Raw genomic sequence first — 13,809 nt, forward strand, 5'->3', positions numbered from 1 at the left:
ATCTATTCGTTTATTGCGTCGTTATAAGAAATTTCCTTTTCGTCGATATCTTTTTTATCAAGCTCTTTCTTCTCGATTTCCGATATCTTATCATAATCCATACGTTGCTCATCTTCAACCGGTGCTGCATCATCGCCACCTGTCAACATACCGCCGAAACTCTGGAAACCTATACCCATTAAACCAGTAATGATAAAGGTAATTCCCAAACCTCTCAATGGTGGCGGAACATTTGAATATCTAATTTTCTCACGAATGGCAGCTATGGCCAAAATCGCCAAAAACCAGCCTATACCCGAACTTACACCATAATTGAATGCCAAGCCCAAAGTTTGAATATCTCTTGACTGCATAAATAATGAGCCACCCAAGATAGCACAGTTAACAGCGATTAAGGGCAAGAAAATACCTAGAGAGTTGTACAAAGAAGGTGAAAACTTTTCTACCACAATCTCAACCAGCTGCACCATAGTTGCAATGGTCGCGATAAATAGAATAAAAGAAAGAAAACTTAAATTGTAATCGGCGTATTCAGGGCCCAGCCATACCAATGCACCATCTCTTAAAAGATATTGATCCAACAACCAGTTTAGCGGTACCGTTACGGCCAATACAAATATTACAGCTGCCCCCAGACCTACGGCCGTAGATACTTTTTTAGAAACGGCTAGGTAAGAACACATCCCCAAGAACACGGCAAAAACCATGTTATCTATAAAGATGGACTTAAAAAATAACTCGATATGCTCTAACATAATTCTACTTTTAATTCTTTATTAATGATCTTCGATCAATGCTTTGTTACGTGAACGCTGTACCCAGATAATTACACCTACTACGATTAATGCTGCCGGTGGTATAATCATGAAACCGTTATTCTCATAGCCAATAGAATACAACCCTGTCTTTGCAATGGGGTCACCCAAAACCTTGAAACCTAATAAGGTTCCAGAACCTAATAGCTCTCTAAAAAACCCAACAATCACCAAAATGACACCATAACCCAAAGCATTACCGATACCATCAAGAAAAGACCTCCAAGGACCGTTACCTAAAGCAAACGCCTCAAAACGTCCCATGATAATACAGTTCGTAATAATTAAACCAACGAAAACCGATAGTGTTTTGCTCAGTTCATAGGCAAAGGCCTTTAATACTTGGTCAACTACAATTACCAAGGTTGCCACTACGATCAACTGAACAATAATCCTGATTTTAGAAGGAATGATATTACGCATCAATGAAATGACCACGTTACCAACGCCAAGTACGAACATTACCGCAATAGCCATTACAATAGAAGCCTTTAATTCTGCAGTAATCGCCAAGGCAGAACAGATACCCAATACCTGAATGGTAATCGGGTTGTTATCCGCCAACGGATCGGAAATCAGTTTTGCATCTTTTTTTGTCAATAGTGCCATATTATTTTGCGCTAATGGTTTGTAAATAGTCTTTATAAAGATTGACGCTCTCTTTGATCATTGCAGAAACCCCATTTCCTGTAATAGTTGCTCCAGCCAATGCATCCACCTCATTGTCATCTTTTGTTTCGTTCAAAGGATCATTATTACCCTTGGCAACACTAATACCAGCATAACGGGTACCATCTAAAATAGATTCTCCCGTAAAGTCATCCATAAAATACCGCTGCTTGATATTGGCGCCCAGACCCGGTGTCTCTCCTTTGTGGTCAAAATATACACCTTGTACGTTCATCTGCTCATCCAATGAAATGAACCCCCAAATCGCATCCCAAAGACCTTTACCGTACATCGGTATGATGTACGACTTCTTACCATCTTTCTCACCAATAAATAATGGCAATTTAGGTGTCTCACCTTTTTTGTATAGGGCAAGCTGTTTTTTCATATCAATTAGATAGGCCTCATTATCTTTAACAATGTCATCACCTTCGATAACTATTTGTTCTTTGATATATTTTGAGAATTCGGCCTCTACTTTATCAGTAGGTACGAAGGACACACTACCCTCATCCTGATTTTCGTTCACGCCCATGGCGTAAAGTATATTCTGTTGTTTTTCAAAACGTTCGTTCTCTTGGATCCTGCTCTTTAGACCTGAAGCCATAAAAGCCAACAACGATCCTACCACAATCACCATTACTGCCGCAAAAACGACGGTGTAAACGTTCTTATCTGTATTAATTGCCATAATTATGCGGTTTCTACTTGTAGTTCTTTTTCTTTACCCTCTGAATCTTCAGGTAAAACAGTAGCATTTTTCAATCGTTTCATTCTTCTATTTACGTTACCCCTTACCACATAGTGATCAATTGTTGGGGCAAATACGTTCATCAAAAGAATGGCCAAGAAAACACCTTCTGGATAAGCAGGGTTGAAAACACGAATCAATACCGATATGAAGCCTATAAAGAACCCATAGAACCATTTACCTCTGTTGGTCTGTGCTCCTGTTACCGGGTCGGTCGCCATGTAAACAATACCAAAGGCAAGGCCACCTACTATTAAATGTTTCCAAAAATCAAAACTCATCAGGCCATAGAACTTACTGGTTTCGGCAATCCAACCTTGGTCAACAACACCATTGAATATCAAGCCCATTACCAAAGAACCGATAACGGCACTCAACATAATCCTCCAACTGGCAATCTTTGAAAAGATAAGGAAAAGCCCTCCTAGAAGAATAAGGAATGTAGACGTTTCACCTACCGAACCTGGAATGAAGCCCCAAAACATATCAGAGGTGGTATAAGTCATTTCAGCAGCTTTGTTCTGTGCCAAGTAACCGAGTATAGTCTCCCCAGAAATCGCATCAGGTCCACCAGCTCTCTCAACAGCTTCATACACCCAAACCTTATCACCACTCATCCAAGTAGGATAAGCAAAGAAAAGAAATGCTCTTATTGTCAAGGCCGGATTCAAAATGTTCATACCCGTACCACCGAAAACTTCTTTACCGATAACAACACCGAAAACAACGGCAACTGACAACATCCATAAAGGAGTATCAATAGGCACAATCAAAGGAACTAACATACCTGTTACCAAATAGCCCTCTTCCACCTCGTGACCTTTGATGACCGCAAAGATAAATTCTACCGTAAGTCCCACTATATAAGAGACTACGACCAAAGGCAATACTTTGATGATACCGATCCAAAAGTTATCCCAAGTAAGAAAATGCTCCATTACCGAGAAATTCTCAGGAAAACCGTTGATAGCCGAATAATGCTGATATCCCGCATTGAACATCGAGAAAAGTAAAACGGGAACCAATGCCATGATTACCGTATTCATCGTTCTCTTTAAATCGTCTGCCGCACGAATATGACTACCGTTATGGGTCGTTTCATCGGGGGTAAACAGAAAGGTGTGAAACGCATTAAAAGCAGGAGCCATTTTCTTACCGCGAAAATGGTGCTTTATAATGTGCAACCTTTTCTTTAAGGTTAATCTTTTATCACTCATCTTTTATCCTATTTCTTTATATAACAAATCCAATCCCTCTCTAATAATCTGCTGATGCGGTTGCTTTGAAACGCATACAAATTCAGTTAAAGAGAAATCTTCAGGAGCCACTTCATAAAGCCCCAATTGCTCCATCTCGTCCAAATCCTGAACCATACAGGCCTTCAACAATTGAAGCGGGTAAATATCCATCGGAAAGACTTTTTCATACATACCGGTAACCACAAATGCCCTGTGTTCACCATTGGTATTGGTATTCAAGTCGTATTTCTTATTAGGCTGCATCCATGAGAAGGTAAGCGCCCTAGTGGCAGAAACTTTATTAAAAACCGGTTTGTTCCATCCAAAAAGATCATAATCATCACCTTCAGGAATCACCGAAACCATACTATTGTAGAAGCCCAAGTGGCCATCGGGCCGGCTTTTCTTACCGGTAAGAACATCGCCATTGATCACCCTAAAGTTATCATTGGTCACACCGCTACCGTATAAGAAGGTAGAAATTTCCGCTCCGATTTTGGTTGTATAATACTTTGGGGTTTTCACACATGAACCGGCCAAAGCGATCACTCGCTCAGGATTATAGACACCGGTCAGTATAAGCTCACCGATAATCACCAAATCTTGCGGAGCAACCGTCCATACGGTTTCACCCTTATTGATAGGGTCTATTCTGTTGATCTGTGTACCGACCAAGCCTGATGGGTGAGGCCCAGAAACTTTATGCAGCTCTATGCCCGACAATCCGGCCAGCGGTGATTTTGAAGAAGCACCAACGGAAACATGTACTTTTCCCGGTGTAAGCTTACCCAAAGCGGTAATGGCCGCCTGAAGCTGCGCTTCTTTACCTTGCAGCACATAATCCATATCAGCAGCCAAAGGAGCCGTTGCATACCCCGAAACAAAAATTGACTTGGGGGTTGCATTGGGGTTGGCCACAATATCATAGGGTCTTTGTTTAACAAATGGCCAAACACCACCCTTCAACAAAAAGGCTTTCAACTCCTCTTTCGAGGCCGTTTCCAGCTTTAAAGGGGTGTGAGTCAATTGAGACTGCTCTTTGTCGGCCAAAATCTTCAAGGAGAGAATTCTTCTTCTCGCCCCTCTGTTGATTTCTACCAGTTCGCCGCTTACCGGCGAAACAAAAAGCATATCCTCCCTGTTCTTATTGTAAAAAAGCGGTTCACCGGCTTTTACCTCGGCACCTTGCTTTACCAACATTTTAGGGGTTATTCCGTGAAAATCGTCAAGATTTATGGCATAAACATTGCTTAAAACAGCTTTGGAAGTAGTTTGCTCTGCAGCACCAAGAAGTTTAATGTTCAAGCCCTTTTTAATCCGAATGTCTTTAGACATATTATTGTAGACCTTAGGTTAACTGAAATATTGCGCAAAAATAGTATTAAAAGGATTGTTTTCATAATAAATGCCTAGAAATTTGGCTCGTATATCGATCTAAATTTATTGGGTACGCTTTTTGTTTACCTTTACCCAAAAAATAGCAGATCCATGCTAAAAAAGCTTTTTTACGCAACATTCATAGTACTTCATACCACCCTTTCTTCTCAAGTTCAAGAAGAAATCAACCCTCCGGAACACATTAAAACGGTTATTTTTGGTGGCCCCACCGAAGACCAATTTCCTGTTGTAGAAATTGGTGAAACCATAAAATTAGAGTTCGACGACATCACTGCCGGAGAAAACGACTATTACTATAAGATAGTTCATTGTGATTATGATTGGACGCCCTCTCAACTGCTTAAATCACAATATTTGAATGGGGTCGACAACCAGAGAATCATTGATTACGAAAACAGTTATTCTACCCTTCAACCCTATTCTAACTATCGACTTAGCATACCTAATGAAAATGTCAGCCTTAAGGTAAGTGGCAACTTTGTTCTCGAAATCTATAACGACAATTATGAATTACAGTTCTCTCGGAGGTTCGTTGTTTATAAAGACATTGTTAAGGTAGGTGCAGAGGTCAAACGTTCGCGAGACTTCAACTTTTTGAACGAGAAACAGGTGGTTCAATTTTCCATCAATGCCGGAAGTTTTCGATGGGTTAACCCCAAGAAAGAGATAAAAGTGGCCATCATACAAAACTATCAATGGAACACCGCTCTCTACGACATTGCCCCACAGTATACCATGGGTAACGAACTTGTTTACAAATATGATCAAGAAACCAGTTTTTACGGCGGTAACGAATACCTCAATTTCGATACAAGTGACCTTAGGGCCCCTAGCTCACAAATTTCAAGAATTGAAATAGCCGATCTTTACCATCACTTTTTATTTGCAGACCATTTTCGGTCATCAGACCCTTACACCTATTTTCCTGATATCAACGGTGATTTTGTGGTAAGGACTCTTCAAGGAGATGACCATTCGAGAGAGGCCGAATACAGCTTGGTTCATTTTGCCCTTCCTTACGACCCTATTCTCAACCTTGACGAAGTTTATATTTTCGGAAAATTCAACAATTACGCACTTACCGAAGAAAACAAACTGATCTATAATGAAGATAATGGAATGATGGAGGGAACCATCAAAATGAAACAAGGCTTTTACAATTATAAATATGTGATTAAAAAAGAAGATGGCACGGTCGACCTCAACTCTGTTGGAGGCAACTTTCACTTCACCGAGAACAATTATTTAATTTTGGTATACTATCGCAATTTCGGCGAATTATACGATAGCATTATAGGAATAGGCAACGCTAACTCACGAGATATCAGTAATTAGCCTATATTTAGCCCATTAACTGGGCAAAGATGAACAACACACCGGCCAAAGCTGACCAAGGAAGGTACGGACTCGGATATAGAGGAACCGAATGCCTTAATTGCGGCCATCCGCTTGATTTAAGCGACAAATTTTGTTCAAATTGTTCGCAGGCCAACTCCACCAAAAAGCTATCCATCAAAGATTTTTTAGATGAGTTCTTTGCCAGCTTCATTTCCTATGATTCCAAGCTTTTAAAAACCCTATCCTCTTTAGTCTTAAAGCCCGGAAAAATTACTAGAGATTATATCAACGGTAAGCGCGTTTCTTACACCAACCCTTTTCGCTTTCTTTTAAGTCTGGCCATTGTTTATTTCTTGATTTTAGGCATAACGGGAGATTTTGAACAAATCGATTTTTTTCCAACACAGGAAAAAGCCTCCACCTTTGACTTAAGGGCAACTATTGATACACTAGATTATTCCAATCAAAAGGAAAAAGAACAAATGATGGCCGTAGCCGACTCTCTGAACTTCGCGAATTTTGTTCTCAGGTATGGCAAACACAGAGATTCGGCGTTGAACGCCAATCCCCGCTCCTATTACGAAACATTGAAAGATGAATCGGGCCTAAGCCGGTTTTTCAAAAAGCAAGATTTTTTTCAAACACTATTTCAAAATGGATCTATAAGAACCTTTGATGATGCTATCAGTAAATATGGCATTGAGAACACATCTGAGAATAAATTTGCTTTTACCTCAGGTAAAAGTTTTGCACGGATCAAAGAGCGACCTGGCGACTTTATTAAGACCATGGTTTCTCGATTGCCATTCGCCGTTTTTTTCTTTTTGCCCGTGTTCGCCCTATTCATTTGGCTCGCATATATCAGAAAAAGATATAATTACACCGATCATTTGATCTTTAGCTTTCACATCACGTCATTGTTATTTATCTTGCTCATTATTAGCTATTTGGTAGACACCATTTTTAAAGTGAGCAGCAACTGGTTGTTTTTGACCATTTTTTCGGTTTACCTCTTTCAGGCACTTCGAAAATTCTATGGCCAAAACGTATTCAAAACTATTGTTAAATATCTCTTTTTAAACACGATTTTTTTTATATTGGCTTTGGTTTCTACCATATTGATGATAGCTGGCAATATTATCACATATTAGACATAGAATATAAATGATTACACAGGTTACCAAAGGCATTAAAATTTCTGTCAACACTAGTTTCGAAGGCACCTTCTTCAAAAACTACAAGATGCATTTTGCTTTTGCCTACACGATTACCATAGAAAATCAAAGTAAAGATTCCGTTCAGTTAACATCAAGACATTGGAGAATTCACGATGCGCTTAACGAATTGGAAATTCTAGATGGTGAAGGTGTTATTGGCAAGAAACCTGTTATCAAACCAGGAGAATCGCACACCTACACTTCGGGTTGTCTATTGGCTTCGCCCATAGGCGCTATGCACGGGCATTACAACATGGTAAACTTTAGTTCTACGGAAAAATTTAGGGTTTATGTGCCCACTTTCAAATTTCATGCGCCTTTTGCATTGAATTAAACAAATCAAAGCATTACGCTCTATTCAATTCACTATTCGCCATTGTTTCTAATGATATTTTCAAGGGGTCGACCTATATTTTGAAAATAGTTTAAAACAAGGTGCTAGTGCATATATAATTATCTATTGGTCAACCTTTTTTATTTCAAATTACTACTCCTACCTTTGTATTTCAGTAAACTAAAAAACACTCAAAAATATGGGCAAAGGATTTTTCCAGGTACCAACGGCGGTTAACGAACCAATTAAAAGTTATGCTCCAGGCACCCCGGAACGTGAAGAAGTTTTAGAGGCGTATCGCAACTTTTACGAAGGCACTGTAGACGTACCTTTATATATAGGTAGCGAGCAAATAAAAACCGGTAATACAAAGCCTATGTCTCCACCGCATGATCATAAACATGTGGTCGGGCATTATCATTTGGCTGAAAAAAAGCATGTAGAAGAGGCAATCGAAAACTGTTTGGCTTCAAGAAATGCATGGGCCAATCTCACTTGGGAACAAAGGGCCGCTATATTTTTGAAAGCTGCCGACCTAATTGCAGGGCCCTATAGAGCTAAAATAAACGCGGCCACGATGATGGCCCAATCAAAAAACATTCATCAAGCAGAAATAGATTCGGCCTGTGAACTTATCGATTTTCTTAGGTTCAACGTTGAGTACATGTCTCAAATTTATGAAGAGCAACCAGAATCTGCCGCAGGAACTTGGAACCGTGTGGAGTATCGACCGCTGGAAGGTTTCGTTTACGCCATCACCCCTTTTAACTTTACGGCGATTGCAGGTAACTTACCTGCTAGTGCCGCGATGATGGGCAACGTGGTAGTGTGGAAACCTAGTGATAGTCAAATTTTCTCCGCGAAAGTTATAGTTGACGTTTTTAAAGAAGCGGGTCTACCTGATGGGGTCATTAATGTGGTTTATGGCGACCCAGTTATGATAACGGAAACCGTACTTTCTAGCCCTGATTTTTCAGGCCTACATTTTACTGGTTCTACCTATGTTTTCAAGGAATTATGGAAACAGATCGGCAACAATATTCACAATTATAAAACATATCCGAGAATCGTTGGCGAAACCGGGGGTAAAGATTTCATTTTGGCACACCCGACCGCAAAACCTCAACAAGTAGCTATCGCTATAGTTCGAGGTGCTTTTGAATTCCAAGGACAAAAGTGTAGCGCAGCTTCGAGGGTTTATTTACCTAAGTCGACCTCACAAGATATTTTGGACAGGGTGAAAAAAGAAGTAGCTTCTTTCAATAAACCCGGAAGCCCTGAAGACATGTCAAACTTCATTACAGCGGTAATTCACGAAGGTTCTTTTGACAAGCTGGCCAAATATATCGACCAAGCCAAAAACGATGAAAATGCCGAAGTTATCATTGGTGGAGGTTACGATAAATCAGAAGGTTATTTCGTAGAACCAACGGTTATTCTGACTACAGATCCTAATTACACTACGATGGAGACTGAACTTTTCGGTCCGGTGGTTACGATATATGTTTATGAAGACGACCAATGGTCAGAAACTTTAAAGTTAGTCGACCAAACTTCTGAATACGCTCTCACCGGTGCCGTGTTGTCAGGGGACCGATATGCCATCGATGAAGCGACCAAGGCACTTCAAAATTGTGCAGGTAACTTTTATATCAACGATAAACCCACAGGTGCCGTTGTCGGCCAACAACCTTTCGGAGGAGCACGGGCTTCAGGTACCAACGACAAAGCCGGTTCGGCTCAAAACCTTTTAAGGTGGGTGTCTCCAAGATTAATTAAAGAAACTTTTGTAACACCAGAAGACTACCGTTATCCCTTTCTTGGATAACTTGAAGTCAAGACTTTAAAGAAGGATGCCAATGGCATCCTTTTTTATTGAGGGTTTTTAACTGTTGCTTAAGATTTAAAGAGAAACAAAGATAGTTTGGTGGGTTTTTAATACCTTGTAGTAGATTACCAAGTATGTATGAACCAGAACATTAACAGCAACTAAATTACTACGAAATGAAAAAAATCACATTCGCTCTACTTCTCTTGATCGGGCTGTCTGGCATAGCCCAAGAAAAATTGACCCAGAATACCATACAAGGCGTTCTGCAAGGCAATCAGGCACAAGTAGTAAGCCTGGCCGAGGCTTTCTCTGAAGAACAATACGATTGGCGCCCTATGGAAGGCGTCAGTTCAGTTGGCGAAGCCCTTCTGCACATTGCAGGTGCCAATTATTTTTTAGCTACCAAATTAGGCTTCGCACCACCGGAAGATGTAGATATGATGAACCTGAACAAAATAACCGGCAAACAAAACATCATTGATGCCTTGAAAAAATCGAATGAGTTCGTTCTGGATAAGGTGACCATGGTAGAAAGCGATAGTTTTAATGATGAAGTAGACTTCGGATTTACAAAGATGAACAAGCTTTCAGGACTTTTAATCATTATGGAGCACAATGGGGAGCATAAAGGTCAGTTAATCGCATACGCCCGCTCAAACGATGTGGTTCCACCGTGGAGCAAATAATGAAAGCAAAAATGCAGTTAAAAAATCCCTTTGGCAGATACTAAAGGGATTTTTTATTTGTTGATATATAGCGTAATTCCTTATTTCTTAGGAAGTTTTATCCTCAATCAGAACAACTTCAATGTAAATTTAACGTTAATTAATTGTAAACTAAACGTAATATACCGAAATTTGGTTCATAATTGAGATTGAGTTATGGGAAGGAAAACATTGATACACAGAACAAAAATGCTGGTAACCTGCCTCCAAATACACATTTGGGGCCATTTAAAGATTTATGCCAGAAAATACAGAAAGACCTACTATCAGATGTTAAGTTTGTAGTATTACCCTTTAAACTTCAAGGGCAGATACACAACTTTTTTGGTCTCGAAAAAGTCCTCTTCAAAAAAATTGGGCAGGTCAAAGATTTGCACCGTTTTATAGTCTTTAAGCTCTTCGGTAAGATCCCCGCCCTTTAGATATAAAATTCCGTTTCGGCGTTCATGGTTTGATTCTTTTTTAATCTTTCCTTTGACCCAGTGAGTAAAAGTGGGCATTACCGCTACCGCCCTACTTACAATGAAATCGAAATCTGCCTTGACTTCTTCTACCCTTGAGTTGATTGCGGTTACATTTTTTAAATCAAGACCTTGCACAACCTCTTCGACTACCTTGATTTTCTTTCCTATGGAATCGACCAAGGTAAAGTTCACCTCAGGAAACATGATAGCCAAAGGTATCCCAGGAAATCCGCCTCCCGTACCTACATCCAAAACAGCGCTTCCAGAATTGAATTTTTGAACTTTGGCAATACCTAATGAATGCAGTACATGCCGAAGGTATAATTCATCAATATCCTTTCTCGAGACTACGTTAATCTTCTGGTTCCAGTCTTTGTATAATTCTTCTAGCTGCTGGTAATGAACTTTCTGTTGCTCGGATAAATTGGGAAAATATTTAAAAACTATTTCGGCTGTCATGCGTATATTTGTATGATTGCAAAGTTAGTATATCTACCGGTCAGAAAATAACCGCAATACATTTATTAAGGATAGATTTTCCGTTATCCCCAAAAAACCGAATTAAATGAACCGTACCACAGTTAGATTTCCCCGAAAGGACCCCTCACAATTCTTTAAGACGCTCAACAAGCGGGTAAATGAGTATTTTAAAGAAAATCAAATTAAAAAAACAGGTAATTGGCGATTGCATTTGAAGACATTTATCATGTTCGCCATATTTCTTACCCCCTATTTCTCTATTCTAACTCTTGGCCTACCTAATTGGGCCAATCTGTTGCTTACCATAGTAATGGGCGTTGGCATGGCCGGCGTAGGTATGAACGTTATGCACGATGGCAACCATGGGGCCTATTCGAATAAAAAATGGGTCAATAAACTTATGGGCAGCAGTATTTATATACTAGCGGGCAACGTCTATAATTGGCAAGTACAGCACAATGTGCTTCACCACACTTATACCAATATTCATGAGCACGATGAAGATATGGATGCCGGTAGAATTTTAAGGTTCTCAAAGCATGCCAAATGGCATCGCCACCATAAATTCCAACATTATTATTCCGTTTTTCTGTATGGTCTATTAACCTTCAATTGGGCCATTACCACCGATTTTTTACAGATGTACCGTTATATGAAAAGAAAGCTTTCATACGGCAAGTTGCCTAGCCCTGTTCAAAATTGGAGCACATTGGTCATTACAAAAACACTTTATATCACCATTTGGATCGTACTGCCTTTGGTCTTTGTAGATATTGCTTGGTGGAAAATTTTATTGGGCTTCTTTATTATGCACTATGTGGCCGGAGTCATCTTAAGTGTCGTGTTTCAATTGGCCCACATTGTTGATGAGGCCGAAACCCCATTACCCGACGATAGCGGAAACATGAAAAATACCTGGGCCATTCACCAATTGTTCACTACTGTAAACTTCAGCACTAAAAATCGCATAGTCAATTGGTTCACTGGCGGGCTTAACCATCAGGTAGAGCATCATATCTTCCCTAACATCAGCCATATACATTACACAAAAATTTCAAAAATTGTGAAAGAAACTGCCAGGGAGTTTAATTTGCCATACAACGAATATAAAACTACCAGAAAAGCTATAATTTCGCACTTTAAACACTTAAAGGAGCTCGGCAAAAGGCCTGCACTTCAATTACAATAAGCCGCAATCGAAATCGCTGTTTGAAGCACAGGAAAATTGCCACAAACTTAAAAACATCTAAAAAGCAAAGATGACAACAACACTAGCTACTTCTAACGGATTATCGGAACGAATAAACAGCTTAACACCTTCTGCCACCTTAGAAATGGCAGCAAAAGCACGTGAACTTAGGGCTGCCGGCAAAGACATCATAGGTCTGAGCCTAGGTGAACCTGACTTCAACACACCTGATTACATTAAAGATGCAGCCATTCAGGCCATCAACGATGATTATAATGCTTACACCCCTGTTGATGGGTATGGCGAATTGAAGGATGCCATTATCACCAAATTCAAAAGGGATAACAATATTGCTTACGATCCTTCTCAAATTGTTGTATCAACAGGCGCCAAGCAGGCTCTTTATAATGTTGCCCAAGTTGTTTTGAACGAAGGGGAAGAAGTGATTCTACCATGCCCCTACTGGGTTAGCTACAGTGACATTGTAAAATTGGCCGATGGCGTGCCGGTAGAAGTTGCGACCTCTATAGAAAACGACTTCAAAATGACCCCAGAGCAATTGGAAGCGGCCATTACGCCAAAAACCAGAATGCTTTGGTACAGCTCGCCATGTAACCCAAGTGGTTCCATCTATAGCGAAGAAGAACTAAGAGCATTGGCAGATGTCTTGCAAAAACATCCTCAAATAATCGTAGTAAGTGATGAAATCTACGAGCATATCAATTACGGGGTGACCAAACATGCCTCGATGGCAGCTTTTGAAGACATGTACGACAGAACCGTTACCGTTAACGGGGTGGCGAAGGCCTTCGCGATGACCGGTTGGAGAATTGGATATATCGGTGCACCAAAATTCATAGCAAGAGCTTGTAATAAATTACAGGGTCAGGTGACCAGTGGCGCCAACTGTATAGCACAACGTGCCGTTATTACCGCTTTGGTTGAATCACCTAGTCGGGTTCAATATATGGTAGACAAGTTTCAAGAGCGCAGACAACTTATTCTAGGGCTTTTAAACGATATAGAAGGATTTAGATGTAATGAACCTGAAGGAGCTTTCTATGTTTATCCGGATATCAGTTCTTACTTTGGAAAAACAGTCAATGGCGTAACTATCAATAACGCCTCCGACTTCGCCATGTTCATTCTTGAGCATGCCAATGTTGCAACGGTTACCGGGGATGCCTTTGGTAATGGAGATTGCATTAGAATATCATACGCCGCATCAGAAGATGAAATAAAAGAAGCAATAGCGAGAATTAAAAAGGCGCTCAGCTAAAAAAAATAATTTCTTTACTCACGAAAAAGCCCCAACGTATCCCAGGGGCTTTTTTATTAGCTTGAATTAAGAAATACAATT

General features: G+C 40.1%; 13 protein-coding genes. 7 read left to right on the forward strand and 6 right to left on the reverse strand.

Translation table 11 applies throughout. The features are described 5' to 3' along the window. Nucleotides 1-2 precede the first annotated feature (2 nt). Genes nqrE through IL356_RS18570 form a run of 5 tightly spaced genes read right to left on the reverse strand, consistent with a single transcriptional unit; the run spans nt 3 to nt 4,808 of the window. Nucleotides 3-755: an NADH:ubiquinone reductase (Na(+)-transporting) subunit E gene (gene nqrE / locus IL356_RS18550; RefSeq protein ID WP_121848000.1), complete on the reverse strand. Its 753-nt coding sequence runs from the start codon at nt 753-755 to the stop codon at nt 3-5. A 21-nt stretch (nt 756-776) separates the two neighbouring features. Continuing rightward, on the reverse strand, nt 777-1,424 hold the full coding sequence (locus IL356_RS18555; RefSeq protein ID WP_121847999.1) for an NADH:ubiquinone reductase (Na(+)-transporting) subunit D: 648 nt from the start codon (nt 1,422-1,424) through the stop codon (nt 777-779). Between the two features lies 1 nt (nt 1,425). After that, nucleotides 1,426-2,175, reverse strand: a complete 750-nt coding sequence (locus tag IL356_RS18560; protein ID WP_121847998.1) for a Na(+)-translocating NADH-quinone reductase subunit C — start codon at nt 2,173-2,175, stop codon at nt 1,426-1,428. 2 nt (nt 2,176-2,177) lie between these two features. After that, nucleotides 2,178-3,452 (reverse strand): NADH:ubiquinone reductase (Na(+)-transporting) subunit B, encoded by a 1,275-nt coding sequence (locus tag IL356_RS18565; RefSeq protein WP_121847997.1) that lies wholly within the window; start codon nt 3,450-3,452, stop codon nt 2,178-2,180. Nucleotides 3,453-3,455: 3 nt separating this feature from the next. Next, the gene (locus tag IL356_RS18570) at nt 3,456-4,808 is read right to left on the reverse strand and encodes a Na(+)-translocating NADH-quinone reductase subunit A (protein ID WP_121847996.1); all 1,353 of its coding nucleotides are present in this window, start codon (nt 4,806-4,808) and stop codon (nt 3,456-3,458) included. A gap of 153 nt (nt 4,809-4,961) precedes the next feature. Here IL356_RS18570 and IL356_RS18575 point away from each other — a divergent pair, with 153 nt between their 5' ends. The 5 genes from IL356_RS18575 to IL356_RS18595 all read left to right on the forward strand — a co-directional run bounded on the left by IL356_RS18575 (nt 4,962) and on the right by IL356_RS18595 (nt 10,277). Further along, a complete protein-coding gene (locus IL356_RS18575; RefSeq protein ID WP_121847995.1) occupies nt 4,962-6,206 on the forward strand; it encodes a type IX secretion system plug protein in 1,245 nt (414 codons plus the stop codon). Between the two features lie 29 nt (nt 6,207-6,235). Next, nucleotides 6,236-7,360, forward strand: coding sequence for a DUF3667 domain-containing protein (locus IL356_RS18580; RefSeq protein ID WP_121847994.1), 1,125 nt, complete (start codon nt 6,236-6,238; stop codon nt 7,358-7,360). 13 nt (nt 7,361-7,373) lie between these two features. Next, nucleotides 7,374-7,760 carry a Co2+/Mg2+ efflux protein ApaG gene (gene apaG, locus IL356_RS18585; RefSeq protein WP_121847993.1) on the forward strand — a complete coding sequence of 129 codons (387 nt, stop codon included), beginning with the start codon at nt 7,374-7,376 and terminating at the stop codon, nt 7,758-7,760. Between the two features lie 199 nt (nt 7,761-7,959). Continuing rightward, entirely contained in the window at nt 7,960-9,588 is a 1,629-nt protein-coding gene (pruA, locus tag IL356_RS18590) for an L-glutamate gamma-semialdehyde dehydrogenase (protein WP_121847992.1), read from the forward strand. Nucleotides 9,589-9,764: 176 nt separating this feature from the next. Continuing rightward, nucleotides 9,765-10,277 carry a DinB family protein gene (locus tag IL356_RS18595; protein ID WP_121847991.1) on the forward strand — a complete coding sequence of 171 codons (513 nt, stop codon included), beginning with the start codon at nt 9,765-9,767 and terminating at the stop codon, nt 10,275-10,277. Nucleotides 10,278-10,603: 326 nt separating this feature from the next. Here IL356_RS18595 and rsmG read toward each other — a convergent pair whose 3' ends face one another. Continuing rightward, on the reverse strand, nt 10,604-11,239 hold the full coding sequence (gene rsmG / locus IL356_RS18600; protein ID WP_121847990.1) for a 16S rRNA (guanine(527)-N(7))-methyltransferase RsmG: 636 nt from the start codon (nt 11,237-11,239) through the stop codon (nt 10,604-10,606). Nucleotides 11,240-11,345: 106 nt separating this feature from the next. Between rsmG and IL356_RS18605 the strand changes: the two genes are divergently transcribed. Continuing rightward, nucleotides 11,346-12,449: a fatty acid desaturase family protein gene (locus IL356_RS18605; RefSeq protein WP_121847989.1), complete on the forward strand. Its 1,104-nt coding sequence runs from the start codon at nt 11,346-11,348 to the stop codon at nt 12,447-12,449. Between the two features lie 70 nt (nt 12,450-12,519). Next, nucleotides 12,520-13,728, forward strand: a complete 1,209-nt coding sequence (locus tag IL356_RS18610) for a pyridoxal phosphate-dependent aminotransferase (protein WP_121847988.1) — start codon at nt 12,520-12,522, stop codon at nt 13,726-13,728. The last annotated feature ends 81 nt before the right edge of the window (nt 13,729-13,809 follow it).

The sequence above is a fragment of the Euzebyella marina genome (assembly GCF_014855515.1).
GTDB lineage: Bacteria > Bacteroidota > Bacteroidia > Flavobacteriales > Flavobacteriaceae > Euzebyella > Euzebyella marina.

What these genes read in the sequence shown, in the direction of transcription:
- nqrE (WP_121848000.1), bottom strand. Translation starts at nt 755, where the DNA reads ATGTTAGAGCATATCGAGTTATTTTTTAAGTCCATCTTTATAGATAAC.
- IL356_RS18555 (WP_121847999.1), bottom strand. Translation starts at nt 1,424, where the DNA reads ATGGCACTATTGACAAAAAAAGATGCAAAACTGATTTCCGATCCGTTG.
- IL356_RS18560 (WP_121847998.1), bottom strand. Translation starts at nt 2,175, where the DNA reads ATGGCAATTAATACAGATAAGAACGTTTACACCGTCGTTTTTGCGGCA.
- IL356_RS18565 (WP_121847997.1), bottom strand. Translation starts at nt 3,452, where the DNA reads ATGAGTGATAAAAGATTAACCTTAAAGAAAAGGTTGCACATTATAAAG.
- IL356_RS18570 (WP_121847996.1), bottom strand. Translation starts at nt 4,808, where the DNA reads ATGTCTAAAGACATTCGGATTAAAAAGGGCTTGAACATTAAACTTCTT.
- IL356_RS18575 (WP_121847995.1), top strand. Translation starts at nt 4,962, where the DNA reads ATGCTAAAAAAGCTTTTTTACGCAACATTCATAGTACTTCATACCACC.
- IL356_RS18580 (WP_121847994.1), top strand. Translation starts at nt 6,236, where the DNA reads ATGAACAACACACCGGCCAAAGCTGACCAAGGAAGGTACGGACTCGGA.
- apaG (WP_121847993.1), top strand. Translation starts at nt 7,374, where the DNA reads ATGATTACACAGGTTACCAAAGGCATTAAAATTTCTGTCAACACTAGT.
- pruA (WP_121847992.1), top strand. Translation starts at nt 7,960, where the DNA reads ATGGGCAAAGGATTTTTCCAGGTACCAACGGCGGTTAACGAACCAATT.
- IL356_RS18595 (WP_121847991.1), top strand. Translation starts at nt 9,765, where the DNA reads ATGAAAAAAATCACATTCGCTCTACTTCTCTTGATCGGGCTGTCTGGC.
- rsmG (WP_121847990.1), bottom strand. Translation starts at nt 11,239, where the DNA reads ATGACAGCCGAAATAGTTTTTAAATATTTTCCCAATTTATCCGAGCAA.
- IL356_RS18605 (WP_121847989.1), top strand. Translation starts at nt 11,346, where the DNA reads ATGAACCGTACCACAGTTAGATTTCCCCGAAAGGACCCCTCACAATTC.
- IL356_RS18610 (WP_121847988.1), top strand. Translation starts at nt 12,520, where the DNA reads ATGACAACAACACTAGCTACTTCTAACGGATTATCGGAACGAATAAAC.